We start from the raw sequence: 22,018 nt of genomic DNA, 5'->3' as shown, positions 1-22,018 counted from the left end.
CCTCTAACCTCCCCCTGTGACCACACCGAGCGCAGCCGTCGTCATCCTCGCCGCGGGCAGCGGCACCCGGGTGGGCGCCGAGGTCAACAAGGTCCTGCTGCCGCTGCGCGGCCGGCCGGTCCTGGCCTGGTCGGTGCTCACGGCCCTCGCGGTGGAGGGGGTCGACCCGGTCGTGGTCGTCCACCGGCCCGGCGAGCGCGCGGACGTCGGCGCGGCCCTCCTGCCGGTGATCGGGGAGCGCGAGGTGCTGCTCGTCGAGGGCGGCGCCACCCGGCAGGACTCCGAGCAGGCCGCCCTGGCGGCTCTCGCCCCCCGGGTCGCCGACGGCAGCCTCGACGTCATCGCGATCCACGACGGGGCCCGCCCGCTGGCCGGCCCGGGACTCTTCGAGGCGACCATCGCCGCCGCACGCGCGCACGGCGGCGCCGTACCCACGCACGAGCTCGCCGGTCTCCTCCCCCGCGACGCCGCTGCCGCACCCGCCCCGGGCGGACCCGGCACCCGGCTGGTCGGTGTCGCCACGCCACAGGCGTTCCGCGCGGGACCGCTCCTCGACGCCTACCGCGCCGCGGCCCGGGCGGGCTTCGACGGCACCGACACCGCGGCAGCCTTCGCGCAGTTCGCCCCGGCCGGGCACGAGGTGCGCGCCGTGCCGTCCGGCCCCGGCAACCTCAAGGTGACCTTCGCCGAGGACCTCGAGGTGGCCGCCCGGCTGTTGGCGTAGTCCCAGCGGGTCAGCGGGGGTCGGTCAGCGCGGCGAGCACCGCGACGTCGGCGTCGGAGGAGACCCGGCGCGCCTGGGGCGGGGCCTCGACGAGCAGGACCCGCTCGTCGCCGTACCGGTCGCGCAGGCCGGTCACGAGCGCGGTGAAGTCCGTCGACGGCAGCGAGCCGCCCGCGTCGAAGAGATCGGCGACGACCGAGGCGGGCAGCACCACGGGCGAGCAGACGGCCACCAGGGCGTCACGGTCCACCGTCGCGCCGACCGCCTCGCCGCCCTCGACCGGGTGGACCTCCTTGACGGTGTCGGTGACCGGGCGGACGCCGACCACGATCCGGTCCTCGACGGCGGCACGCTCGGCGCAGCGGCGCAGGAAGTCCGGCGGCGTCATCGGGCACAGGGGGTCGTGCAGCAGCAGCGGCTCGGCTCGCTCGACCACGACGTCCCACGGGACGGTCTGGTCGAGCAGGTCGACTCCGGCCTCGCCGGCCGCCCACGCGGCGGCGGCGACGAGCGACTCGCCGTGGATCAGGTGGAAGGGCAGGGCCCCACGGTCCTCCTCCACCACGATCCCGGAGACGGGGGCGAAAAGGTCGACGGCGTCATACGGGTGCGGGTTCATCGGAACCCACCGTATGACGCCGTCGCGTTGTTCTGCTGGTCAGGAGGACCCGCGAGCGTTCAGCTCGCCAGCACCTCGTCGAGGATGGTCTCGGCCTTGTCCTCGTTGGTGTTCTCGCAGAGGGCGAGCTCGGAGACCAGGATCTGGCGGGCCTTGGCGAGCATCCGCTTCTCGCCTGCCGACAGACCGCGGTCGCGCTCGCGGCGCCACAGGTCGCGCACGACCTCGGCCACCTTCATGACGTCGCCACTGTGGAGCTTCTCGAGGTTCGCCTTGTAGCGCCTCGACCAGTTGGTCGGCTCCTCGACGTGCTCCGCGCGGAGCACTCCGAAGACCCGGTCCAGCCCGTCCTTGTCCACGACATCCCGAACACCCACGAGATCGAGGTTGTCGGCCGGCACGCGGACCACGAGGTCCTGCTGGGCGACAATCCGAAGCACGAGGTACTGCCGTTCCTGGCCCTTGATCGTCCGCATCTCGATGTTCTCGATGACAGCGGCCCCGTGATTGGGGTAGACGACCGTTTCGCCGACGGTGAAAGTCATATGAGCAAAACCCCTTCCTAGGGTGACCTATCTTACCACGGCTTCTACGACTCTCCGAATGCGTTTGCGCAGGTCAGGGCCACAATCGACGGCTTGACAAGTAGCCGGACGTGTGGTCGCCGCAGGTCGGGTGGGTGTGGCGGAGGTCACCGGCGCCCTGCGGGCGGCCGCTCGGGCCCGTTCGGCGGGGGCGCGCCCATCGGGCTCCGGGGTGGTCAATACTGCTGGCCATGGCGAAGATGCAGCGCTGGCGGCCCGGCCGCTCCTCCACGGAGCGGACCCTCGTGGAGGAGACCCCGGACCCGGGTCCCGAGGACGCTCCCGAGAGCGCGCCCGAGACCGCCGCGGACATCACCGCGGAGGAGCCCGACGACGCCGACGAGGCGCCCGAGGTGAGCGCGGACGAGGCTGACGACGACGAGCTCGCCGCCGAGCCGGTCGAGGAGTCCGAGCCGGCCGAGGACGAGCCGGTCGACGACGAGGACGAGCTCGAGCGGCCCGTGCTGCCCGCCGAGCCGGTCCGCACCGGTCTGGGCGGCTGGCTGCTGGGTGGGCGCACACCCGCCGATGTGGTCCCGCTCCAGCTGCTCCAGGCCGCCCACGCCAAGCAGGCCGTCACCACGGCCCTCGCGATGGGACTGGTCGCCGCCGTCGCCGGTCGACCGGCCCGCGAGGCCGGGATCGTCCTGCTGACCGTGCTCGTGGGCCAGACCATCCTCGGCTGGCACAACGACATCGTCGACCGCCAGCGCGACCAGGCCCACGGACTGACCGGCAAGCCGATCGCCGCGGGACGGCTGGAGGTGGGGACGGCGTGGTACGCCATCGTGGTCGCCTTCCTGCTGCTCGTGCCGCTCGCCACGATGACCGGCGCCTGGGCGGCCATGTACTACGCCGCTTCCCTCGCGGTCGCGATGCTCGGCAACATCGTGCTGCGCACGGGCGTCCTGTCGTGGTGGTCGTGGGCGGCGTCGTACGCCCTCCTGCCGGCGTACCTCTCCTACGGCGGCTGGGGCGGCCAGGCGGTCGGCGAGGCACCGGAGCCGGCGATCGTGGCCCTGGCCGCGCTGCTCGGGGTCGGCATCCACTTCATGCGGGCGGTGTGGGGCCTGGTGGCCGACCACGAGGACGGATGGACCTATCTGCCGCTCAAGCTGGGGCTCAAGCTCGGCGCGACCCGACTCCTGGCCCTGTCCACACTGTTCACCGTGGCGGTCGTGGTGGCGATGATCGTCGTCGGTGCCCGGGTCGGCCTCAGCCGCTGACCGACGCTAGAGTGAGCCCGCTTCGACCCATCTGACCCGGAGGCCTGCCGACATGCCCCACCTGCGCCGATCCGCGCTCGCCGGACTGCTGCTGGCAGTCGTCCCCGCCGCCGCCCTGAGCGCCTGCGGCTTCGACTACCCCACCGACCGGGTCAACACCATCGCAGCCGGCGTCAACGACCGCAGCGGCGACGTGGACGCCCTCGGCATCCGGATCCTCGCCACGGCCCAGGGCGAGGGCCGGCTCATCGGCTCGCTGGCCAACAACCTGCGCGAGGACGCCTCCCTCGACGAGGTGAGCTCGGCCGACGGTGTCACGGCCGACTTCGAGCCGGTGGAGGTCGCCGGGCGCGGCACCGTCAACCTGGCCACCGACACCGTGGTCCCGGTCAGCGGCGACTTCACCGCCGGCGACGTCGTGCCGCTCGACCTGACCTTCAGCGACGGCACGACGCTGAGCCTCGACGTACCGGTCGTGAAGCCCTGCTTCCAGTACACCCAGGTCCCGACGGACCTCCCGAGTGCGTCGGAGTCGCCGTCGGAGAAGGGCTCCGGCAAGAGCACCGAGGCCAGCACCGAGGGCACCGAGGGCGAGGACGCCCACGCCGAGGAGGGCGAGGACGCCCACACCGAGGAGAGCGAGGACGCCCACGCCGAGGAGAGCGAGGACGCCCACGCCGAGGAGGGCGGAGACGCGACGTTCAACTGCGCGGACGAGGCCCCCGCACCGGAGGGTGCGCACTGATGAGCCTCACGCTGGTCCTGCTCCGCCACGGCGAGAGCGAGTGGAACGCCAAGAACCTGTTCACCGGCTGGGTGGACGTCGCGCTGACCGAGAAGGGCCGCGCCGAGGCGGTGCGGGGCGGTGAGCTCCTCAAGGAGGCCGGCATCCTGCCGGACGTCGTCCACACCTCGCTGCAGCGCCGCGCGATCAACACCGCCGCGCTCGCGCTCGACGCCGCGGATCGGCACTGGATCCCGGTGCGGCGCTCCTGGCGGCTCAACGAGCGTCACTACGGCGCTCTGCAGGGCAAGGACAAGAAGGCGATCAAGGACGAGTACGGCGAGGAGCAGTTCATGCTCTGGCGCCGCTCCTTCGACACCCCGCCGCCCCCGCTGGCCGACGACGACGAGTACTCCCAGGCCGACGACCCCCGCTACGCCGACCTCGGCGACGAGCTGCCGCGCGCCGAGGCGCTCAAGCAGGTCATCGAGCGGCTGCTGCCCTACTGGGACGCCGGGATCGTGCCGGACCTGCGCGCGGGCCACACCGTGCTCGTCGCCGCGCACGGCAACAGCCTGCGCGCGATCGTGAAGCACCTCGACGGCATCAGCGACGCCGACATCGCCGGCCTCAACATCCCCACCGGGATGCCCCTGGTCTACGAGCTCGACGAGAGCACCCTCGCCCCCGTCGTCCCCGGCGGCCGCTATCTCGACCCCGAGGCGGCCGCCGCGGCAGCCGCTGCCGTCGCCAACCAGGGTCGCTGACCGGCCCGTCCCCCATCCAGGCCCCGCTTCGCGGGAGAGCCTGTGGACGACCGCGAGCCGGGTTCGCGCTGCCTCGGCCTGCGGGCAACCCCCGGGGATGAACCCCGACGTCCTCGATCTCGCCGCCGGCCAGGCCGGCCTGATCGCGCGCAGGCAGCTGACGGCGCTCGGCTGCGACTGGGACCGCGTCCAGCGTCAGGTCGGCGCCGGTCGCTGGGCCGAGCGCTCACCGCGCGTCCTGAGCATCACCACCGGTGAGCTCACGACCGAGCAGCGGCGCTGGCTCGGCGTGCTGCACGCTGGTCCGCGCAGCATCGTGGGTGGTCTGACGGCCGGCGCCCGCCACGGACTGCGCGGTTGGGAGCGCAGCGACGTCACCGTCCTCGTCGACGACGAGCTCGCGTTCGAGCCGGTCGACGGCATCCGCTTCTTCCGCTCGCGGCGACCGTTCGATCTGCTGCGCGATCCTCGCCCCGGCATCCCGTCCGCCCGACTGGAGTGGGTGGAGCAGCTGCGACCGCTGCGCCGGGCGGGCGGCTTCCGGCGGATGCTCCACGATGTCGAGGGCGGAGTGCACTCGGGTGCCGAGCGGGACGTCGCGCGGCTGTGCCGCCGGTTCGGGCTGCCCCTGCCCGTGCGGCAGACCAGCAGGGTGGACAGCGCGGGCCGGCGCCGATGGACGGACTGCGAGTGGCGCCTGGGCGGCGGCCGCGTGCTGGTCCTGGAGGTCGACGGCTCGTTCCACGTCGAGGTGGAGCAGTGGATCGCCGACCTGCGCCGCGACCGGCGGCTCACCGCGGCCGAGAGGGTCGTCGTCCGGGCCTCGGCGTTCGAGATCCGCCACGAGCCCGAGGAGGTCGCCCGGGACCTGGTGGCGCTCGGCGTACGCCCGCTCGACGCGAGGTCGTGTGCCTGACGACCCGCGGAGAGGCGTTCTCAGGCACACGACCCCCGCGGAGCGGAGGCTCAGGCGGCGGGGGCGGGGTGGTGGCCGGTGACGACGAAGATGACCCGGTTGGCGACCGAGACGGCGTGGTCGGCGATCCGCTCGTAGTAGCGCCCGAGGAGAGCGATGTCGACAGCAGCCTCGACGCCGTGACTCCAGTCGTCGCCGAGCAGCTCGGTGAAGCTGCGGCGACGCAGCTGGTCCATCTCCTCGTCGTCGCGGCCGAGCGCGATGGCGGCCTCGACGTCGCGCCCGGAGATCACCTGGGTGACCCGGCCGACCATGTCCTCGGCGACCTCGGCCATCCGGGCCATGGTGGGGCGCACCTCCTCGGGCACGGCGACGGCGGGCACCCGCAGGCGGGCGATCTTGGCGACGTGGACCGACAGGTCGCCCATCCGCTCGAGCTCACCGACCATGCGCAGCGCGGCGACCACGGTGCGCAGGTCGCCGGCGACCGGCTGCTGCAGGGAGAGCAGGGCGAACGCGGAGTCCTCGACCCTCTCGCGGGCCCGGTCGATCTCGGCGTCCCGGCTGATCACCGTCTCCGCGAGGGAGGAGTTGCCGGTCATGAGCGCCTCGGTGGCCTCCCCGACCGCGGCCTGCACCCGGCGGGAGATGCCGGCGAGGTCGTCGAAGATCGCGTCGAGCTGGTCGGTGTAGACATCACGCATGGCGCCGAGCGTAGGCAGCGCAGGTGACCGGGCGGCGCGATGCGGTGAACGGGGGGTGAACATCGCGAAGCACGGCTTCGCTGATTGGCGGGCGGAGGCCGCGAGCGCCGTACGATCGAGGCGTGGATCCGACGACGCAGGCCTTCCTGGCCGCGCTGCTCGGCGCCCTCGTGGCCGGCGGCGCGGTGCTCGCCTGGCACCTCAGCGACCGGCAGCAGCGCGTCTTCCAGAAGCCCGAGGAGCCGCTCCTGCCCGACGGGGTGGCCGCGGTGCTCTCGGTGCTGCGCAGCAGCGCGGTGGTCGTCGACGAGTCCGACGCGGTCGTGAAGGCGTCCGCTCCGGCCTACGCGATGGGCTTCGTGCGCGGCACCACCCTGCTGTCCGACGAGCTGGGCGACCTGATCCGTCAGGTACGACGCGACGGCCAGATCCGCGAGACCGAGCTGATCGTCCCGCGGGCCGCCGGGTCGCCCCGCCATGTCACCGCACGGGTGGCGCCGCTGGGCTCGCGGCTCGTGCTGGCGCTGGTCGAGGACCGCACCCGCGAGCGCCAGGTCGACGCCGTACGACGCGACTTCGTGGCCAACGTGAGCCACGAGCTCAAGACGCCGGTCGGCGCCATGCGGCTGCTCGCCGAGGCCGTCCAGGACGCCGCGGACGATCCCGAGGCCGTCGACCGGTTCGCCTCCCGCATGCTCACCGAGAGCGCCCGGCTCTCGCGCCTGGTCCAGCAGATCATCGAGCTCTCGCGCCTCCAGGGCGACGAGCCACTCGACTCCCCCGTCCCGGTCTCGATCGACGACGTGGTCGCCTCGGCGGTCGACTTCGTCGACATGAGCGCGGGCGCCAAGGAGATCCAGCTCGTCGCCGAGGGCGAGGCGGGGCTGAAGGTGCTCGGCAGCGAGAAGCAGGTCAGCGCCGCCGTCTCCAACCTCGTCGCGAACGCGGTCGCCTACTCCGAGCCGGGCTCCCGGGTGGTGGTGACCCGCCGACGGGTCGGGACCACCGTCGAGATCTCGGTCATCGACCAGGGCATCGGCATCCCCGAGGCCGAGGTCGAGCGCATCTTCGAGCGGTTCTACCGGGTCGACCCGGCCCGGCACCGCTCGACCGGCGGCACCGGCCTGGGGCTGTCGATCGTCAAGCACGTGGCCGCCACCCATGGCGGCGAGGTGCGGGTGTGGTCGGTGGAGGGTCAGGGCTCGACCTTCACCCTCATCCTGCCGCAGCACCCGCGCCACGAATGACCAGGAGGACTCAGACATGACTCGCGTACTCGTCGTCGAGGACGAGGAGAGCTACAGCGACGCCCTCGCCTACCTCCTCCGCAAGGAGGGCTTCGAGGTCGCCGTCGCGGCCGACGGCAACGAGGCCCTCAGGGAGTTCGACCGCAACGGCGCCGACATCGTGCTGCTGGACCTGATGCTGCCCGGGATCCCCGGCACCGAGGTGTGCCGCACGATCCGGCAGACCTCGAACGTCCCGGTGATCATGGTCAGCGCCAAGGACGACGAGGTCGACAAGGTCGTCGGGCTCGAGCTCGGCGCGGACGACTACGTCACCAAGCCCTACTCCCCCCGTGAGCTGGTCGCCCGGATCCGGGCGGTGCTCCGCCGTGGCGTGGGCGAGGACCTGCTGCCCGACACCCTCGAGGCGGGGCCGGTGCGGATGGACGTCGAGCGCCACGTCGTGACCGTGGACGGCACCGAGCAGCGCCTTCCGCTCAAGGAGTTCGAGCTGCTCGAGATGTTCCTGCGCAATCCCGGACGGGTGCTCACCCGCGGTCAGCTCATCGACCGGGTGTGGGGCTCGGACTACGTCGGCGCCACCAAGACCCTCGACGTCCACGTGAAGCGGCTGCGCGCCAAGCTCGAGCCGGAGCCGAGCGAGCCGAAGTACCTCGTCACCGTCCGCGGTCTGGGCTACAAGCTGGACGTGTAAATCGACCTCAGCCCTCAGCTCGCGGGCCGTCCCGCCGACGAGGGTGTCATGTCGACCCCGCTCCGAGGCGTGCCCTTCCGTGACGGCGCCCGCCTCGTGGCCTGGGCGGCGACGTTCGTCGCGGCCGGGGCCCTGGGCCGGATGACGATCATCGACGGCGGAGCGCTGAGCCTGGTCTGGCCGGCGGCGGGCGTGGCGATGCTGTGGTTCGCGACCGGCGAGCGTCGTACCCGCCCGCTCGACGGGGCGGTCTTCATGGCGGCCACCTACGCGGTCAACGTCGCGACCGGGGCCCCGCCGGTGCTGGGGCTGGTGTTCGTGACCGCGAACGTGATCCAGGTGCTGGTGTTCCTGCTCCTGGCGCGGCGCTGGATCCCCGAGATCTGGGGGTTCGGGGGCAGGCGTCCGCTCGGCCGCCTCGACGAGCTCGGCGCGCTGGTGGCCGCGGCGCTGGTCGGCGCCCTGCTCGCCGCGCTGCTCGGAACGGTCGGGCTGACCCTCACCGGCACCGGCGGGAGCCTGCTGAGCTTCGTCGCCTGGTGGGGACGCAACGCGGTGGGACTCGTCGCGGTCGGCCTGGTCGGGCTGCTGGCCGGTCCCCCGCTCGCCGACGCCTTCCGTCGGCGCGGGATGCGCGGCGTCGCGGCGACCGCCTGGCATGCCGTGCGGCCCGACAGCCGGGCCAAGGGGGTCGAGGCCGTGCTGCTGCTCGCCGTGACGCTCGGCGTGTACGTCGTCGTGTTCGACCTGCCCGCGGGCGCGCCCCTGGCGTTCCTGGTCCTGGTGCCGACGTTCTGGGCGGGGATGCGGTTCTCGCCCCTGACGGCCACCGTGCACAGCATGGGGTGCGCCGCGACGGCCATCGGGTTCACCCTGTCGGGCTCGGGACCGTTCCTGGTGTTCGACGAGCCGCTCGCCCAGGCGCTGGTCGCCCAGCTGTGCGTGCTGATGACGATGATCGCCGGGCTCTCGCTGGCGTTCAGCCACGCCCTCGAGCGACACGTCGCCGCCGAGCTCACCTCCCTGATGAATGCGAGCCGGCTCGCGGCGATGATCACCACCGACCTCGACGGGCACGTGCGCACCTTCGGGGTCGGCGCCGAGCGGCTCCTCGGGTACGCCGCGCACGAGCTGGTCGGCAGGCGCTCGCCGGCGGACTTCATGGACCCCGCCGAGCTGGGTGCGGCGGCCGAGGAGCTCGGGGTCGGCCTGGCCGACGTGCTGCCGGAGCTGGCCCGCCGCGAGGCCGAGCCGCGCACCTGGACCTTCGTCCGGCGCGACGGCAGCCGCCTGCTCGTGCGGATGGCCCTGAGTCGGCTGCTGACGCCCGGCGGCGTCGTCACCGGCTACCTCGGCGTCGCCATCGACGTCAGCCAGGCGATCCGCGACCAGCAGGAGCTCGCCGACGCCCAGGCGCGGCTGGCCCACCTCGCCCACCACGACGCGCTCACTGGCCTGCCCAACCGGCGCTGGTTCCTGCAGGAGCTGCACGCCCACCTCGACCGGTGCGGACGGCGCCGGCGCGGCGCGCTGCTCATGCTCGACCTCGACCACTTCAAGGCCGTCAACGACACCCTGGGCCACGCCGCGGGCGACGACCTGCTGGTCTCCCTGGCCGAGGTGCTGCGCGGGCGCCTGCGTCGTACCGACGCCGTGGCCCGGCTCGGCGGGGACGAGTTCGCGATCCTGCTCGCCGACGCCGACGCGGGCGCCGTCGAGGAGACGGCGGCGGCCCTGGTCCGCGCCGTGCGGGCGCACGCGAGCACGCTGGACGGGGTGTGTCGCGAGGTCAGTGTCAGCGTCGGCGGCGTCCTCATCGACGACAGGGACGCCCGCGGGCTGCTGAACGCCGCCGACGTCGCGCTGTACGACGCCAAGCGGGCCGGGCGCGACCGGCACGTGGTGCGCGGCGCGGTGCCGGCGACCCTCGGCCGGACCGGATGACCCCGGCTGATCGCTGCTGACCCCGGCTGACCCCGGCTGACCGAAGCTCAGCCGACCGGGTCGGGGTCCGGATCGACGCAGATCGCGACCTCCGCCGCCGGATCGGCCGGGGCCACCGCCGCCGGGCGGGACCCGGCGGCCACGAAGCAGCCGACCAGGATCAGCGGGAAGCCGACGAGCATCCCCGTCGTGACCCGCTCGTCCAGCAGCAGGACGCCGAGCAGGAGCGCCACGGCCGGGTTGACGTAGGTGATGATCGTCGAGCGGGTCGGGCCCGCGACCTTGATCAGCTCGAGGAACACCACGAAGGCCAGGGCGGTGCACACCAGCGCCAGCACCACGACACTGACCCAGGCCTCGGCCGCGAGGTCGGTCGGCGGGTCCACCAGGGCGAACGGCGAGTAGACCAGCGCGGTCAGGCTGAGGGCGCAGGCCATCACGCCGAGCCCGGGGACGTCCGAGAGCCACCGGGTCAGGATCAGCGGTCCGGTCGCGTAGCACACCGCGACGCCCAGCATCTCCGCCACCGCCAGCACGTCGACGTGACCGAGGTCGAGACCCACGAGGGAGGCCACGCCCACGAATCCGAGCGCGAGACCACCCACCTGGGCGGGCGTGAACCGCTCGGCGTGGCTGGTGACCAGGAAGGCGAGGGCCCCGAACAGCGGCACGGCCGAGACGAGCAGTCCGGCCAGGGAGGAGGAGATGCGCTGCTCGGCATGGCCGAGGAGGACCCACGGGACCATGATCTCGATGACCGCGAACAGCACCAGCGGCCGCCACCGGGCCAGCACCGGGGCCACCTCCCGCCGGGCGAGTGCGAGCGGGAGCAGGATGACGGCCGCGAGCGCCGTACGGAGGAAGACGAGGCCCGCCGGGGAGACGTGCTCGACGGCGATCCGGATGAACAGGTACGGCAGGCCCCAGATCAGGCACATCGCCAGGAACAGCGACCATCCGCGCTTCGTCACAGCAGAACCCTAGGGACCCCCACGGACATCGGCGCGCGGATTTCCTGCCAGTCGATGTCGAGATCCTGTCGACGGCTCCGTCCCAGGGGTGAAGGCGGCAGGATGGCCGTCTCGGACACAAGGAGAGCACCATGGCGAAGTACCTCTTGCTCAAGCACTACCGCGGCGACCACGCGATCGCGAAGGACGAGCTGGTCCCGATGGACCGGTGGACGCCGGAGGAGGTCACCGCGCACATCGAGTTCATGCGGATGGTCGCCGACGAGCTGCGCGAGCGTGGCGAGTTCGTCGACGAGCAGGCCCTCTCCCCCGAGGGCACCTTCGTCCGGTACGACGGCGAGGGTCGCCCGCCCGTGACCGACGGCCCGTTCGCGGAGACCAAGGACCTGATCGCCGGGTGGATGGTCATCGACGTCGACAGCCAGGAGCGGGCGTACGAGGCCGCGGCGAGGCTGTCCTCGGCGCCGGGGCCCGGCGGCCGGCCGATCCACGAGTGGATCGAGGTCCGGCCGTTCTACGGCGAGCCGCCGGTCGTCACGGAATGAACGACGACCGGCCGGGGCTGGGCGAGCTGCTGCGCGATCTCACGCCCCAGGTCCTCGGCATCCTCGTCCGCCGCGGAGCCGACTTCGCGGCGGCCGAGGACGCCGTCCAGGAGGCGCTGATCGAGGCGCTGCGGCACTGGCCGGACGACCGGCCGGACGCCTGGCCGGACAGCCCGCGGGCCTGGCTGGTGAGGGTCGCCGGCCGCAAGCTGGTCGACGCCCAGCGCTCGGCCTACGCGCGAGAGCGCCGCGAGCTGCGCGTCCACCTCGAGCCCGAGCCGGGGCCGCGCGAGCAGGCCGACGACACGCTGCTGCTCCTCAGCCGCTGCTGTCACCCCTCCCTGACCGCGGCGTCCGCGATCGCGTTGACCCTGCGCGCGGTCGGCGGCCTGACCACCGCGCAGATCGCCGAGGCGTTCCTCGTGCCGGAGGCGACGATGGCCCAGCGGATCACCCGGGCCAAGCGCACGGTCAGCGGCGAGCGGTTCGACGTTCCCGGCGAGGTGGCCGCGGTGCTGCGCGTCCTCTACCTGATCTTCAACGAGGGCTTCAGCGGCACGGTCGACCTCGCCGAGGAGGCGATCCGGCTGACCCGGCAGCTGGCCGCGGCCACCGACGATCCGGAGGTCGACGGGCTGTTGGCGCTGATGCTGCTGCACCACGCCCGCCGCCGCGCCCGTCGTACCTCATCGGGGGCGGTGGTCCCGCTCGCCGAGCAGGACCGCTCGCTGTGGGACACCGCGATGATCGCCGAGGGCGTCGAGGTGCTGCAGGCGGCGCTGGCCCGCGACGCGCTCGGCGAGTACCAGGCCCAGGCCGCGATCGCCGCGCTCCACGACGACGCGGCGAGCGCCGAGGAGACCGACTGGACGCAGGTGCTGGAGTGGTACGACGAGCTGCTGCGGCTGGCGCCCGGCCCGGTCGTCGCGCTCAACCGGGCGGTCGCCGTCGGCGAGGTCGACGGGCCGCTCGCGGGCCTGCGCCAGGTCGAGGGGCTGCCGGACGACCTGCCCCGCCGCGACGCCGTCGCCGCGTGGCTCCACGAGCGGGCGGGCGACCGCCGCGAGGCGGCGCGCCTGTACCGGCTGGCCGCCGAGCGGGCGACCAATGTCGCCGAGCGCGACCACCTCACGCGGCAGGCGAGCCGGCTCAACGCCGGAAGGTAGATGTATCAGCGCGGTGCGCCCGCGGGTCCGAGGAGACGTCAGCAGTCCCCCTCGAAAGGACCAGCCATGCGCCGTCTCGCGCTCACGACCGCGGGCGTCATCGCCCTCGGCAGCCTCACCGCCCTCACCGGCCTCACCGCCACCCCGGCCCTGGCGGCGGTGCGCACCGTCACCTACCCGCTGCCGGTCGTCGTACCGGACGCCGGCTCCACCACGGCGACGCTCGACGTCGCCAACCTGCCCGGCACGATCACCGACGTCGACGTCGTGCTCAACAACGTGCATTACAGCTACCCGCAGGACCTCGACCTCTACCTCCGCGCGCCGGGGTCCACCAAGGTCGTCAAGCTGTTGTCCGACGTGTGCGGCACCAGCGTCACGCCGCTCGCCGGATCGGTGCTGACCGTCGACGACGAGGCCGGGATCTCGTTCCCGGTGGCGTCGGCATGCCCCACGGGCAGCTACCGCCCCACCAACGCCGACACCGTCGGAGACACCGATCTGGTGCCGCCGGGCACGACCTTCGCCGCGAGTCTCTCGGCCTTCGACGGAGGCAACCCCAACGGCGCCTGGACGCTGTACGCCTCCGACGATCTCGGGCTCTTCAGCGGGCAGTTGGCGGGCGGCTTCAGCCTCGTCGTCACCACCGACGACGCGCCCGGGCACACCACCATCACGTCGCACCCGAGGAAGCGCACGCGCAGCCACCGCGCCACCATCGGCTTCAGCGCCGACAAGACCAACGTGACCTTCCAGTGCAAGGTCGATGACAAGGCCTGGAAGGCGTGCACCTCCCCGCTGACGCTCAAGCGCCTCAAGGTCGGCAAGCACAAGGTGCGGGTCCGCTCGGTCGGCGCCTCCGGCCAGCTCGAGGCCACGCCCGCCGTCTTCAAGTGGCGGGTCCGTCGCTGACCCGGCGAGCTCGCCGCGGAGCCCGAGAACAGCGCAGGAGGCGGGTCAGCCGGGCTGGCCCGCCTCCGTCGTGCGGTCGAACAGGGCGTTCAGGTCGGCTCCGGGAACGGCGCGCTCGAACCCGTCGAACCGGCCCTCGACCAGGCCGGCGGCGGCGCGCTCGAACCCGCCCCACGCGGCCCGGGCCAGCGCTCCGCCGACGCTGATCCGGCGTACGCCGAGCGCGGCGATCTCCGCAACCGTCAGCGAGCTGGGGCCGCCGACGAGGACGTTGACCGGCTTCGGCGCGACGGCCTCGACGATGGTGCGCAGCGCCTCGGGATCGGCGACGCCGGGGGCGTAGAGACAGTCGGCGCCGGCCGCGGCGTAGGCGCGGAGGCGGTCGACCACATCGCCCAGGTCGGGCCGCCCGGCGATGAAGCCCTCGGCCCGTCCGACCAGCAGCACGTCGTGGCCGGTGGAGTCGATCGCCTCCCGGGCGGCCGCGAGCCGCTCGACGGCGACGTCGAGGTCGTAGAGCTCGCCGTCGAGGGCATCCTCGACGGACAGTCCGGCCACGCCCGTCTCGACAGCGAGCCGCACACTCTCGGCCACCTCGTCAGGAGTCGCGCCGTAGCCGTTCTCGAAGTCGGCGTTCACCGGCAGCGAGGTCGCAGCCACGATGTCGGCGAGGTGGTCGAGCGCGTCGTCCAGTGTCGCCGAGCCGTCGGGACGGCCCCGGCTCCACGCCGCCCCCGAGCTCGTGGTGGCGAGGGCGGCGAAGCCGAGGTGCTCCAGGTAGCGCGCGGAGCCACGGTCCCACGGGTTGGGCAGGACGAAGCAGCCGCGCTCGTGGAGGGCGCGGAAGGCGGTGCGGCGCTCGGCGATGCTCGTCATGCCCCGACCGTAGACCGGGCTGCCGACATCACTTCGCGGCGTCGGCCTCCAGCCAGCCGCGGAACGCCTCCAGGTTGGCGGTCGACTCGCCCCGCTCGATGCGCCACGCCCACTCCTTGCGGATGGAGGACTCGAAGCCGAGCTCGAGGATGGTGTTGAACGCGGAGTCGGCGTTGCTGAGGACCGAGCCCAGGACCCGGTCGAGGTCGTCGGAGGTGACCGAGGAGAGCGGCAGCCGGGCGTCGAGGTAGATGTCGCCGTGACGGTCGATCCCGAACGCGACGGCGTACATCCGCATGTTGCGCTCGAGCAGCCAGCGGTGGACCCGCTCGAACTCCTCGTCGGGCCGCCGGCACACGAAGGCGTGCACGCCGAGCGCGTGGACGCCGAGGTCGAGGCGGACCGGGGTCTGGAGCTTCTTCTCGCCGGGGAGCGCGAAGCTGAAGGTGCCGTCCTCGGTCTCCTCGAACTCGAGCTCGTTGGCGGCGAGCCAGCCGCGGATCACGTCCGCGGGACCGGACCGGTCGGTGGTGTCCGTCATCGGGTGAGTGCCTCCTGCCGGATCAGCGCGTGCGCGCGCTGGTAGACCTCCACGGTGTGGGCGGCGGTCGCCTCCCACGAGAACTGGCGGGCCTGCTCGAGCGCCCCGGTCGCGAGGCGGTCGCGGTAGGCCGCATCGGTGACGACCCGCTCCAGGGCGAGCGCCCAGTCGTGCGGCTCGTGGGTGTCGACGAGCAGGCCGCTGTGCCCGTCGCGCACCACGGTGGTCAGCCCGCCGACGGCGGCCGCCACGACCGGCGCCCCGGAGGCCTGCGCCTCCGCGGCGACCAGGCCGAAGGACTCGTTGTAGGACGGGACCGCGACGAGGGTCGCGGCGGAGTACCAGCCGGCGAGCTCGGGCTGCGGGACGGGCGGCACGAACCGGACCACGTCGTCGATGCGGAGCTCGGCGGCGAGGTTGGCCAGTGCGGTGGGGCGCTCGAGGCCGCTCCCGGAGGGTCCGCCGACCACGGGTACGACGAGCCGGGAGCGCAGGTCCGGGCGGCGCGCGACCAGCTCGGCGACCGCCCGCAGCAGCACGTCGGGCGCCTTGAGCGGCTGGATCCGGCCCGCGAAGAGCAGCACCAGCGCGTCGTCGCCGAGCCCGCGCTCACGGCGGGCGCGGGCCCGCTCGGCCGGGGTGCGGGCGCGGAACACGTCCGTGTCGACGCCCGGGTGGACCACCTCGACCCGGCCGGGGTCGGCGTCGTACAGGTTGATCAGCTGCTTGGCCTCGAGATCGGTGTTGGCGATGAGCACGTCGGCGGCCTCGACCACCTGCTCCTCGCCGATCACCCGGGCCTGCGGCTCCGGGGTGTCACCGGTCGCCAGCGCCTCGTTCTTGACCTTCGCCATCGTGTGCATCGAGTGGACCAGCGGGACGCCCCACCGGTCCCGGGCGAGCGCGCCGACCTGGCCGGAGAGCCAGTAGTGCGAGTGGACGACGTCGAAGTGGCCGGCCGGGTGCGCGGCCTCGGCGCGCAGCACCTCGCGGGCGAACACGCACAGCTGGCCGGGCAGCTGCTCCTTGGTGAGCCCCTCGAACGGGCCGGCGTGCACGTTGTGGACCGTCACCCCGTCCCGGACGGGGACGACCGGGTCGAGCCGCGAGCTCGTCGCGCGGGTGAAGATGTCGACGGCGGTGCCCTGCTCCGCGAGGCGTCGGGCCAGCTCGACGACGTAGACGTTCATGCCGCCCGCGTCGCCCGTGCCCGGCTGGTCGAGCGGCGAGGTGTGCAGGCTGATCATGGCGACGCGCCCGATCGCCGACTCCCCCATCGCGCCTCCCTGATCGCCGTGCCCGCCTGATGCTGGCTCAGTCGGTCAACCCTGTCAGTGTGCCCGGCATTCCCGTGCTGCTCCAGAAAGGGCCAGGACCTCGCGGACCGCCGTCGTCACCGGCGCCTCGGGCGGGGTCAGCGCCGCACGAGGCGGCGTGGGCCCGAAGCGATCGGGCGTCGAGCGGGCGCGGGCACCGGTGCGGTGGATCTAGGTCCTGGACCGGCACGACGGCCCGCTGCGCGTCGTACCCGTCACGGGGCGGCGGTCTTCACCAGCCTGCTTGAGCACGGCGACCGCAACGAGAGCTTCGTCGGCGACCTCCGGCGTACCCACCGTCGCACCTCCCGCCCCAGTGGTCACACCGGTCAGGGAGTTCATGCAGCCGCGAGCCCTCAGGCCAGCGCCCGGTCCAGCGCCGCGGTGACGTGCAGGGTGGTGCAGGGGAAGACGGGGATCTCGGAGTCGGCCTGGCGGATGAGCAGCTCGAGCTCGGAGCAGCCGAGGATGACCCCACCGGCGCCGGCGTCCCAGAGCTCGCTGATCATGGCGACGACCTCGCGCCGGGAGTCGTCGACGACCTTCCCGTGCACCAGCTCGTCGTAGATGATCCGGTTGAGCTCGTCGTGGTGGCCGGCGTCGGGGACCAGGACCTCGAGGCCGTGGCCGGCGATCCGGTCGGTGAAGAAGGTGCGCGACATCGCGAACTCGGTGCCCAGCAGGGCGACGCTCTCGACGCCCTCGGCCTTGCACGCCTCGGCGACGACGTCGCCCAGGTGGAGCAGCGGGATGGAGACGGCGTCCTGGACCTGCTCGGCGACGCGGTGGAAGGTGGTGGTGCAGAGCATGAGGAAGTCGGCTCCGGCCCGCTCGACCGACTCGGCCGCGGAGCGCAGGATGCCGGCGACGCCGTCCCAGTCCTCGGCCTCCTGGAGCTCGGTGACCTCGGCGAACTCGACCGACGCCATCACCGTCCGCGCCGAGTGGAGGCCCCCGAGCCGCTCCTCGACACCGCGGTTCAGCGCCTCGTAGTACGCCGCACTGCTCTCCCAGGACATGCCGCCGACGAGGCCGATGGTCTGCATGGGCCGAGTCTAGGGTCATCGCGACGATGCGAGGCGGGAGGTCCGCGGCCAGTAGGCTGGACCCTCGTGTCCCAGACTCGTCGCACCGATCTCCGCAACGTCGCCATCGTCGCCCACGTCGACCACGGCAAGACGACCCTCGTCGACGCGATGCTCCGCCAGGCCGGTGCGTTCACCGAGCACCAGGCCGAGAGCGTCGCCGACCGGGTGATGGACTCCGGAGACCTCGAGCGCGAGAAGGGCATCACCATCCTCGCGAAGAACACCGCGGTGCACTACCGCGGCCCGTCCGCGCGGGAGATGCTCGGCGACGGTGCCGCCGACGGCATGGTCATCAACATCATCGACACCCCCGGCCACGCCGACTTCGGTGGCGAGGTCGAGCGCGGGCTGTCGATGGTCGACGGCATCGTGCTCCTCGTCGACGCCTCCGAGGGCCCGCTCCCCCAGACCCGGTTCGTGCTGCGCAAGGCGCTCAACGCCGACATGCCGGTGATCCTCGTGGTCAACAAGACCGACCGCGGCGACGCCCGCATCGACGAGGTCGTCGACGAGACGTACGAGCTGTTCATGGACCTCCTCGACGACAACCACAGCCAGGACGCGCTCGACTTCCCCGTCGTCTTCGCCTCCGGCAAGGCGGGCATCGCCTCGCTGACCAAGCCCGAGAACGGCACCCTGCCCGAGGGCACCGACCTCGAGCCGCTGTTCCGCACGATCCTGGAGACCATCCCCGCTCCGGTGTACGACGAGGGCGCGCCCCTCCAGGCCCACGTCACCAACCTCGACGCCTCCCCGTTCCTGGGTCGTCTCGCGCTGCTGCGCATCAAGCAGGGCAACCTCAAGAAGGGCCAGCAGGTCGCCTGGATGCGCCGCGACGGCGCGGTCAAGAACGTCAAGATCACCGAGCTCCTCATCACCGAGGGCCTCGAGCGCAAGCCCGGCGAGTCCGCGGGCCCCGGCGACATCGTCGCCGTCGCCGGCATCCCGGACATCACCATCGGCGAGACCCTGGCCGACCCGGACAACCCGGTCGCGCTGCCGCTCATCCACGTCGACGAGCCGGCCATCTCGATGACCATCGGCACCAACACCTCGCCGCTGGTGGGCAAGGGCGGCAAGGGCCACAAGGTCACCGCCCGCCTGGTCAAGGACCGCCTCGACTCCGAGCTGATCGGCAACGTCTCGCTCCGCGTCCTGCCGACCGAGCGCCCCGACGCCTGGGAGGTCCAGGGCCGCGGCGAGCTGGCGCTGGCGATCCTGGTCGAGCAGATGCGCCGCGAGGGCTACGAGCTCACCGTCGGCAAGCCGCAGGTGGTCACGCGCGAGGTCGACGGCAAGGTGCACGAGCCCTTCGAGCGCCTCACCATCGACGCGCCCGAGGAGTTCCTCGGCACGATCACCGAGCTCCTCGCCAACCGCAAGGGCCGGATGGAGGGCATGACCAACCACGGCACCGGCTGGGTGCGGATGGAGTTCGTCGTCCCGGCGCGCGGTCTGATCGGCTTCCGCACCGACTTCCTCACCGAGACCCGCGGCACGGGCATCGCCCACCACATCTCCGAGGGCTACTTCCCCTGGGCCGGCGAGATCCGCTCCCGCAACTCCGGCTCGCTGGTGGCCGACCGCTCGGGCGCCGCGACGGCGTACGCCATGACCTCCCTGCAGGAGCGCGGCGTGCTGTTCGTCGAGCCCGCGACCGAGGTCTACGAGGGCATGATCGTCGGCGAGAACTCCCGCGCCGACGACATGGACGTCAACATCACCAAGGAGAAGCAGCAGACCAACATCCGCTCCGCCACCTCCGACAACTTCGAGAAGCTCATCCCGCCGAAGAAGCTGTCGCTGGAGCAGTGCCTGGAGTTCTGCCGCGAGGACGAGTGCGTGGAGATCACGCCCGAGACCGTCCGCATCCGCAAGGTGGTCCTCGACGCCAACGAGCGCGCCAAGATCACCAGCCGGGCGCGCAAGGCCAACAAGTAGGTCTCGGGACCGACGTGAGACTCCTCCTGCTGCGCCACGGCCAGACCACCTCGAACGTCGCCGGAGCGCTGGACACCGGCACGCCGGGCGCCGACCTCACCGAGCTCGGCCGGGCCCAGGCCGAGGCCGCGGCCGCGGTGCTGGCCGATCGCGACATCGCGTCGATCCACTGCTCGACGCTGGTCCGCACGCAGCAGACCGCCGCGCCCCTCGCGCAGCGGCTCGGGCTGCGCCCGACGATCCACGACGGGCTCCGCGAGATCACGGCCGGCGACCTGGAGATGCGCACGGACACGGCGTCCGCGCACGCCTACCGCCACCTGATCGCGTCCTGGCTCCTCGAGGGCGACCTCGACGCGCGCCTGCCCGGCGGCGAGACGGCCCACGACTTCCTGGAGCGGTACGACGCCGCGATCGACGAGATCCGCGCCACGACCCGCGGCACGGCGCTGGTCGTCAGCCACGGCGCCGCGATCCGGTCGTGGGTGGGCCTGCGCGGCGGGGACATCCCCGAGCATCTGCACGAGCTGGCCGTCGAGTACCTGCAGAACACCGGCTGCATCGAGCTGACCGACGATTCCGGCCGGGGCTGGGAGATCGTGGACTGGCTGAGCCATCCGGTCGGCGGGCACCTGCTCGAGGACGACACCGCGGCCGACCCCACCGGCCGCGCGCCCGAGTAGCCAGGTCCGATCAGACCGCTGTCGTCCACGCGTCGTAGCCGTAGACCCAGTCGCCGTTGCCGGCGTCCTTGAGCCACTCGTTGCCGCGCGATCCGATCTGGATCCGTGCGGTGCGCTCGCGGCGAGCCGTCTCGTAGGCCCGCAGCTGCTGGGCGACCTCCACGTCGAGCTCGGTCAGCGCACGGGACAGCACGACGGCGTCCTCCACCGCCTGTCCGGCGCCCTGGGCCATGAACGGCATCATCGGATGACAGGCGTCGCCCAGCAGCGTGACACGGTCGGTCGACCAGGACGGCAGCGGGTCGCGCACGTAGAGCGCGGACTTGAGGACCTCGTCGACGGCGTCGAGGAGGCCGCGCGCCTCGGGGTGGAAGTCGGCGTACATCGCCCGCAGCTCGTCGGCGTCTCCGGCGGTGGTCCACGACTCCTCGGTCCAGGAGTCCTGGGGCGCGGTGGCGAAGACGAAGATGTCCTCGCCCCGGCTGAGGGGGAAGGTGACGATCTGGGTCTCGGGGTTCGGCCCCCACCACTTGGTGAAGGCGCCGAGGTTCGGCAGTCCGGCGAGGCGCTCGGCCGGCACGACGGCGCGGAACGCGACCACGCCGGTGAAGTCCGGGTGTTCGGGACCGTGCAGCGCGGTGCGGACCACCGAGTGGATCCCGTCCGCGCCGATCACCACGTCCGCCGTGGACGTGCTGCCGTCGTCGAAGGCCAGGTGCACCTCGTCGGGCTCCTCGACCAGGCCGGTGAGCCGGCGGCCGAGGACGAGCGCGTCCGGCGGCACGGCGTCCTCGAGCGCCCCCAGCAGGTCGGCGCGGTGCAGGGTGAGCTGCGGGGAGCCGTAGCGCTCCTCGGCCGCGCCTCCCATCACGAGCCGGGAGGTCTCCTCGCCGGTGTCCCAGGTCCGGCTGATCCGGTGGCTGGGCCGCGCGGCCGTACGCCGCAGCGCGTCGCCGATCCCGATGCCGTCGAGCCCGCGCACGGCGTTGGGCGTGAGGTTGATGTCGGCTCCGACGCGCGCGAACCGAGGGGCCTGCTCGTAGACGCGCACGTCGCGCCCGGCCCGGGCCAGGGCGATCGCGGCGGTGAGCCCGCCGATCCCACCGCCGATCACAGCCACCCTCGCGGTCATGGCGTCTCCAATCTATAAGTGCTTATATATTAAGCGCAAACATAGATCCGGGACGGCGGTCCGTCAAGGGGCTCGCGCCGAGGCCCGTCGGGGGCCCGACCCGACGGCGTGGCACGATCAGCCGGCGACCCGGGACACGGCGAGGGGCGGAGGAACACAGGTGACGGAGGCCGACGACGGCGTCGAGCGGATCATCGAGGAGTGGCGGCGCGAACGGCCCGACATCGACGCGTCGAGCATCGGCGTCTTCGGCCGGATCAACCGTCTGCAGCCGCTGCAGCGGGCGGCGACGGCCCACCTGCACGAGCGGCACGGACTGAGCGTGGCAGCCTTCGACGTACTGGCCAGCCTGCGACGCTCGGGAGCGCCGTTCCGCAAGACCGTCGGCGAACTCGCGGCGTCCTCGCTGCTGACGTCGAGCGCGGTGACCCTGCGCCTGGACAACCTCGAGCGCGACGGCCTCGTACGTCGCGTCCGCACGGGCACCGACCGGCGCCAGGTCCACGCCGAGCTGACCGAGCAGGGCCGCGAGCGGATCGACGCCATCTTCGAGGAGCACATCGGCCTGGAGCAGCGGATGATGGCCGCCCTGACGGCGACCGAGCAAGCCGAGCTCGCCGGCCTCCTGCACAAGCTCACGGCCTCGGTGCGCGCGGAGGCCGCGCGCAACGGGGCGGCCGACGACGCCACCTGAGCCC

General features: G+C 72.8%; 23 protein-coding genes. 14 read left to right on the top strand and 9 right to left on the bottom strand.

What is annotated here, in order from left to right:
* Window positions 1-16: 16 nt before the first annotated feature.
* On the top strand, window positions 17-724 hold the full coding sequence (locus tag FHP29_RS20745) for an IspD/TarI family cytidylyltransferase (RefSeq protein ID WP_139624745.1): 708 nt from the start codon (window positions 17-19) through the stop codon (window positions 722-724).
* A 10-nt stretch (window positions 725-734) separates the two neighbouring features.
* On the opposite strand, the gene FHP29_RS20740 is transcribed toward FHP29_RS20745, so the two are convergent.
* A complete protein-coding gene (locus FHP29_RS20740; protein WP_139624744.1) occupies window positions 735-1,343 on the bottom strand; it encodes a 2-C-methyl-D-erythritol 4-phosphate cytidylyltransferase in 609 nt (202 codons plus the stop codon).
* Window positions 1,344-1,402: 59 nt separating this feature from the next.
* Window positions 1,403-1,888 carry a CarD family transcriptional regulator gene (locus FHP29_RS20735; protein ID WP_028654642.1) on the bottom strand — a complete coding sequence of 162 codons (486 nt, stop codon included), beginning with the start codon at window positions 1,886-1,888 and terminating at the stop codon, window positions 1,403-1,405.
* Window positions 1,889-2,118: 230 nt separating this feature from the next.
* On the opposite strand from FHP29_RS20735, the gene FHP29_RS20730 reads away from it, so the two are divergent.
* The 4 genes from FHP29_RS20730 to FHP29_RS20715 all read left to right on the top strand — a co-directional run bounded on the left by FHP29_RS20730 (window position 2,119) and on the right by FHP29_RS20715 (window position 5,560).
* Complete coding sequence (locus FHP29_RS20730) at window positions 2,119-3,153, top strand: UbiA family prenyltransferase (RefSeq protein ID WP_139624743.1); 1,035 nt, start codon at window positions 2,119-2,121, stop codon at window positions 3,151-3,153.
* A 52-nt stretch (window positions 3,154-3,205) separates the two neighbouring features.
* Window positions 3,206-3,898, top strand: coding sequence for a copper chaperone PCu(A)C (locus FHP29_RS20725; protein WP_139624742.1), 693 nt, complete (start codon window positions 3,206-3,208; stop codon window positions 3,896-3,898).
* Entirely contained in the window at window positions 3,898-4,644 is a 747-nt protein-coding gene (locus tag FHP29_RS20720; protein ID WP_139624741.1) for a phosphoglyceromutase, read from the top strand. Before FHP29_RS20725 ends, FHP29_RS20720 begins: the two co-directional genes overlap by 1 nt.
* A gap of 97 nt (window positions 4,645-4,741) precedes the next feature.
* Window positions 4,742-5,560 carry a PDDEXK family nuclease gene (locus FHP29_RS20715; protein WP_139624740.1) on the top strand — a complete coding sequence of 273 codons (819 nt, stop codon included), beginning with the start codon at window positions 4,742-4,744 and terminating at the stop codon, window positions 5,558-5,560.
* Between the two features lie 50 nt (window positions 5,561-5,610).
* Here FHP29_RS20715 and phoU read toward each other — a convergent pair whose 3' ends face one another.
* The gene (gene phoU / locus FHP29_RS20710; RefSeq protein WP_139624739.1) at window positions 5,611-6,264 is read right to left on the bottom strand and encodes a phosphate signaling complex protein PhoU; all 654 of its coding nucleotides are present in this window, start codon (window positions 6,262-6,264) and stop codon (window positions 5,611-5,613) included.
* A 122-nt stretch (window positions 6,265-6,386) separates the two neighbouring features.
* On the opposite strand from phoU, the gene FHP29_RS20705 reads away from it, so the two are divergent.
* Genes FHP29_RS20705 through FHP29_RS20695 form a run of 3 tightly spaced genes read left to right on the top strand, consistent with a single transcriptional unit; the run spans window position 6,387 to window position 10,149 of the window.
* On the top strand, window positions 6,387-7,511 hold the full coding sequence (locus FHP29_RS20705) for a sensor histidine kinase (protein WP_139624738.1): 1,125 nt from the start codon (window positions 6,387-6,389) through the stop codon (window positions 7,509-7,511).
* Between the two features lie 16 nt (window positions 7,512-7,527).
* Window positions 7,528-8,205: a response regulator transcription factor gene (locus FHP29_RS20700; protein ID WP_139624737.1), complete on the top strand. Its 678-nt coding sequence runs from the start codon at window positions 7,528-7,530 to the stop codon at window positions 8,203-8,205.
* A gap of 48 nt (window positions 8,206-8,253) precedes the next feature.
* Window positions 8,254-10,149, top strand: coding sequence for a diguanylate cyclase domain-containing protein (locus FHP29_RS20695; RefSeq protein ID WP_139624736.1), 1,896 nt, complete (start codon window positions 8,254-8,256; stop codon window positions 10,147-10,149).
* A 47-nt stretch (window positions 10,150-10,196) separates the two neighbouring features.
* Here FHP29_RS20695 and FHP29_RS20690 read toward each other — a convergent pair whose 3' ends face one another.
* Window positions 10,197-11,120 carry a DMT family transporter gene (locus FHP29_RS20690; protein WP_192904051.1) on the bottom strand — a complete coding sequence of 308 codons (924 nt, stop codon included), beginning with the start codon at window positions 11,118-11,120 and terminating at the stop codon, window positions 10,197-10,199.
* Between the two features lie 131 nt (window positions 11,121-11,251).
* On the opposite strand from FHP29_RS20690, the gene FHP29_RS20685 reads away from it, so the two are divergent.
* From FHP29_RS20685 to FHP29_RS20675, 3 genes are all read left to right on the top strand, one after another.
* A complete protein-coding gene (locus FHP29_RS20685; protein WP_139624735.1) occupies window positions 11,252-11,665 on the top strand; it encodes a YciI family protein in 414 nt (137 codons plus the stop codon).
* Window positions 11,662-12,831 carry an RNA polymerase sigma factor gene (locus FHP29_RS20680; RefSeq protein ID WP_139624734.1) on the top strand — a complete coding sequence of 390 codons (1,170 nt, stop codon included), beginning with the start codon at window positions 11,662-11,664 and terminating at the stop codon, window positions 12,829-12,831. Before FHP29_RS20685 ends, FHP29_RS20680 begins: the two co-directional genes overlap by 4 nt.
* Window positions 12,832-12,897: 66 nt before the next feature.
* A complete protein-coding gene (locus FHP29_RS20675) occupies window positions 12,898-13,743 on the top strand; it encodes a hypothetical protein (RefSeq protein WP_139624733.1) in 846 nt (281 codons plus the stop codon).
* A gap of 45 nt (window positions 13,744-13,788) precedes the next feature.
* Here FHP29_RS20675 and FHP29_RS20670 read toward each other — a convergent pair whose 3' ends face one another.
* From FHP29_RS20670 to FHP29_RS20655, 4 genes are all read right to left on the bottom strand, one after another.
* Window positions 13,789-14,619 (bottom strand): isocitrate lyase/PEP mutase family protein, encoded by an 831-nt coding sequence (locus FHP29_RS20670; protein ID WP_139624732.1) that lies wholly within the window; start codon window positions 14,617-14,619, stop codon window positions 13,789-13,791.
* Between the two features lie 28 nt (window positions 14,620-14,647).
* Entirely contained in the window at window positions 14,648-15,160 is a 513-nt protein-coding gene (locus FHP29_RS20665) for a type III secretion system chaperone family protein (protein WP_139624731.1), read from the bottom strand.
* A complete protein-coding gene (gene mshA, locus FHP29_RS20660) occupies window positions 15,157-16,437 on the bottom strand; it encodes a D-inositol-3-phosphate glycosyltransferase (protein ID WP_139624730.1) in 1,281 nt (426 codons plus the stop codon). Before mshA ends, FHP29_RS20665 begins: the two co-directional genes overlap by 4 nt.
* Window positions 16,438-16,832: 395 nt before the next feature.
* Window positions 16,833-17,522: an aspartate/glutamate racemase family protein gene (locus FHP29_RS20655; RefSeq protein ID WP_139624729.1), complete on the bottom strand. Its 690-nt coding sequence runs from the start codon at window positions 17,520-17,522 to the stop codon at window positions 16,833-16,835.
* 66 nt (window positions 17,523-17,588) lie between these two features.
* Between FHP29_RS20655 and typA the strand changes: the two genes are divergently transcribed.
* Complete coding sequence (gene typA, locus FHP29_RS20650; RefSeq protein WP_139624728.1) at window positions 17,589-19,505, top strand: translational GTPase TypA; 1,917 nt, start codon at window positions 17,589-17,591, stop codon at window positions 19,503-19,505.
* Window positions 19,506-19,519: 14 nt separating this feature from the next.
* Complete coding sequence (locus FHP29_RS20645; protein WP_139624727.1) at window positions 19,520-20,188, top strand: histidine phosphatase family protein; 669 nt, start codon at window positions 19,520-19,522, stop codon at window positions 20,186-20,188.
* A 10-nt stretch (window positions 20,189-20,198) separates the two neighbouring features.
* Here the strand turns inward: FHP29_RS20645 and FHP29_RS20640 are convergent, their stop codons facing one another.
* Complete coding sequence (locus tag FHP29_RS20640; RefSeq protein ID WP_139624726.1) at window positions 20,199-21,320, bottom strand: FAD-dependent monooxygenase; 1,122 nt, start codon at window positions 21,318-21,320, stop codon at window positions 20,199-20,201.
* 160 nt (window positions 21,321-21,480) lie between these two features.
* Here FHP29_RS20640 and FHP29_RS20635 point away from each other — a divergent pair, with 160 nt between their 5' ends.
* On the top strand, window positions 21,481-22,014 hold the full coding sequence (locus tag FHP29_RS20635) for a MarR family winged helix-turn-helix transcriptional regulator (protein ID WP_139624725.1): 534 nt from the start codon (window positions 21,481-21,483) through the stop codon (window positions 22,012-22,014).
* Window positions 22,015-22,018: the final 4 nt, after the last annotated feature.

Source organism: Nocardioides albidus (genome assembly GCF_006335005.1).
Lineage (GTDB): Bacteria > Actinomycetota > Actinomycetes > Propionibacteriales > Nocardioidaceae > Nocardioides > Nocardioides albidus.
The sequence above is the reverse complement of the archived record's forward strand: the minus strand, read 5'-3'. Positions and strand labels throughout refer to the sequence as shown.

Excerpts from the sequence above, each read along its gene's own strand:
- FHP29_RS20740 (WP_139624744.1), bottom strand. The coding sequence starts at position 1,343 with ATGAACCCGCACCCGTATGACGCCGTCGACCTTTTCGCCCCCGTCTCC.
- FHP29_RS20735 (WP_028654642.1), bottom strand. The coding sequence starts at position 1,888 with ATGACTTTCACCGTCGGCGAAACGGTCGTCTACCCCAATCACGGGGCC.
- FHP29_RS20730 (WP_139624743.1), top strand. The coding sequence starts at position 2,119 with ATGGCGAAGATGCAGCGCTGGCGGCCCGGCCGCTCCTCCACGGAGCGG.
- FHP29_RS20725 (WP_139624742.1), top strand. The coding sequence starts at position 3,206 with ATGCCCCACCTGCGCCGATCCGCGCTCGCCGGACTGCTGCTGGCAGTC.
- FHP29_RS20720 (WP_139624741.1), top strand. The coding sequence starts at position 3,898 with ATGAGCCTCACGCTGGTCCTGCTCCGCCACGGCGAGAGCGAGTGGAAC.
- FHP29_RS20715 (WP_139624740.1), top strand. The coding sequence starts at position 4,742 with ATGAACCCCGACGTCCTCGATCTCGCCGCCGGCCAGGCCGGCCTGATC.
- phoU (WP_139624739.1), bottom strand. The coding sequence starts at position 6,264 with ATGCGTGATGTCTACACCGACCAGCTCGACGCGATCTTCGACGACCTC.
- FHP29_RS20700 (WP_139624737.1), top strand. The coding sequence starts at position 7,528 with ATGACTCGCGTACTCGTCGTCGAGGACGAGGAGAGCTACAGCGACGCC.
- FHP29_RS20695 (WP_139624736.1), top strand. The coding sequence starts at position 8,254 with ATGTCGACCCCGCTCCGAGGCGTGCCCTTCCGTGACGGCGCCCGCCTC.
- FHP29_RS20685 (WP_139624735.1), top strand. The coding sequence starts at position 11,252 with ATGGCGAAGTACCTCTTGCTCAAGCACTACCGCGGCGACCACGCGATC.
- FHP29_RS20680 (WP_139624734.1), top strand. The coding sequence starts at position 11,662 with ATGAACGACGACCGGCCGGGGCTGGGCGAGCTGCTGCGCGATCTCACG.
- FHP29_RS20675 (WP_139624733.1), top strand. The coding sequence starts at position 12,898 with ATGCGCCGTCTCGCGCTCACGACCGCGGGCGTCATCGCCCTCGGCAGC.
- FHP29_RS20670 (WP_139624732.1), bottom strand. The coding sequence starts at position 14,619 with ATGACGAGCATCGCCGAGCGCCGCACCGCCTTCCGCGCCCTCCACGAG.
- FHP29_RS20665 (WP_139624731.1), bottom strand. The coding sequence starts at position 15,160 with ATGACGGACACCACCGACCGGTCCGGTCCCGCGGACGTGATCCGCGGC.
- mshA (WP_139624730.1), bottom strand. The coding sequence starts at position 16,437 with ATGGGGGAGTCGGCGATCGGGCGCGTCGCCATGATCAGCCTGCACACC.
- FHP29_RS20655 (WP_139624729.1), bottom strand. The coding sequence starts at position 17,522 with ATGCAGACCATCGGCCTCGTCGGCGGCATGTCCTGGGAGAGCAGTGCG.
- FHP29_RS20640 (WP_139624726.1), bottom strand. The coding sequence starts at position 21,320 with ATGACCGCGAGGGTGGCTGTGATCGGCGGTGGGATCGGCGGGCTCACC.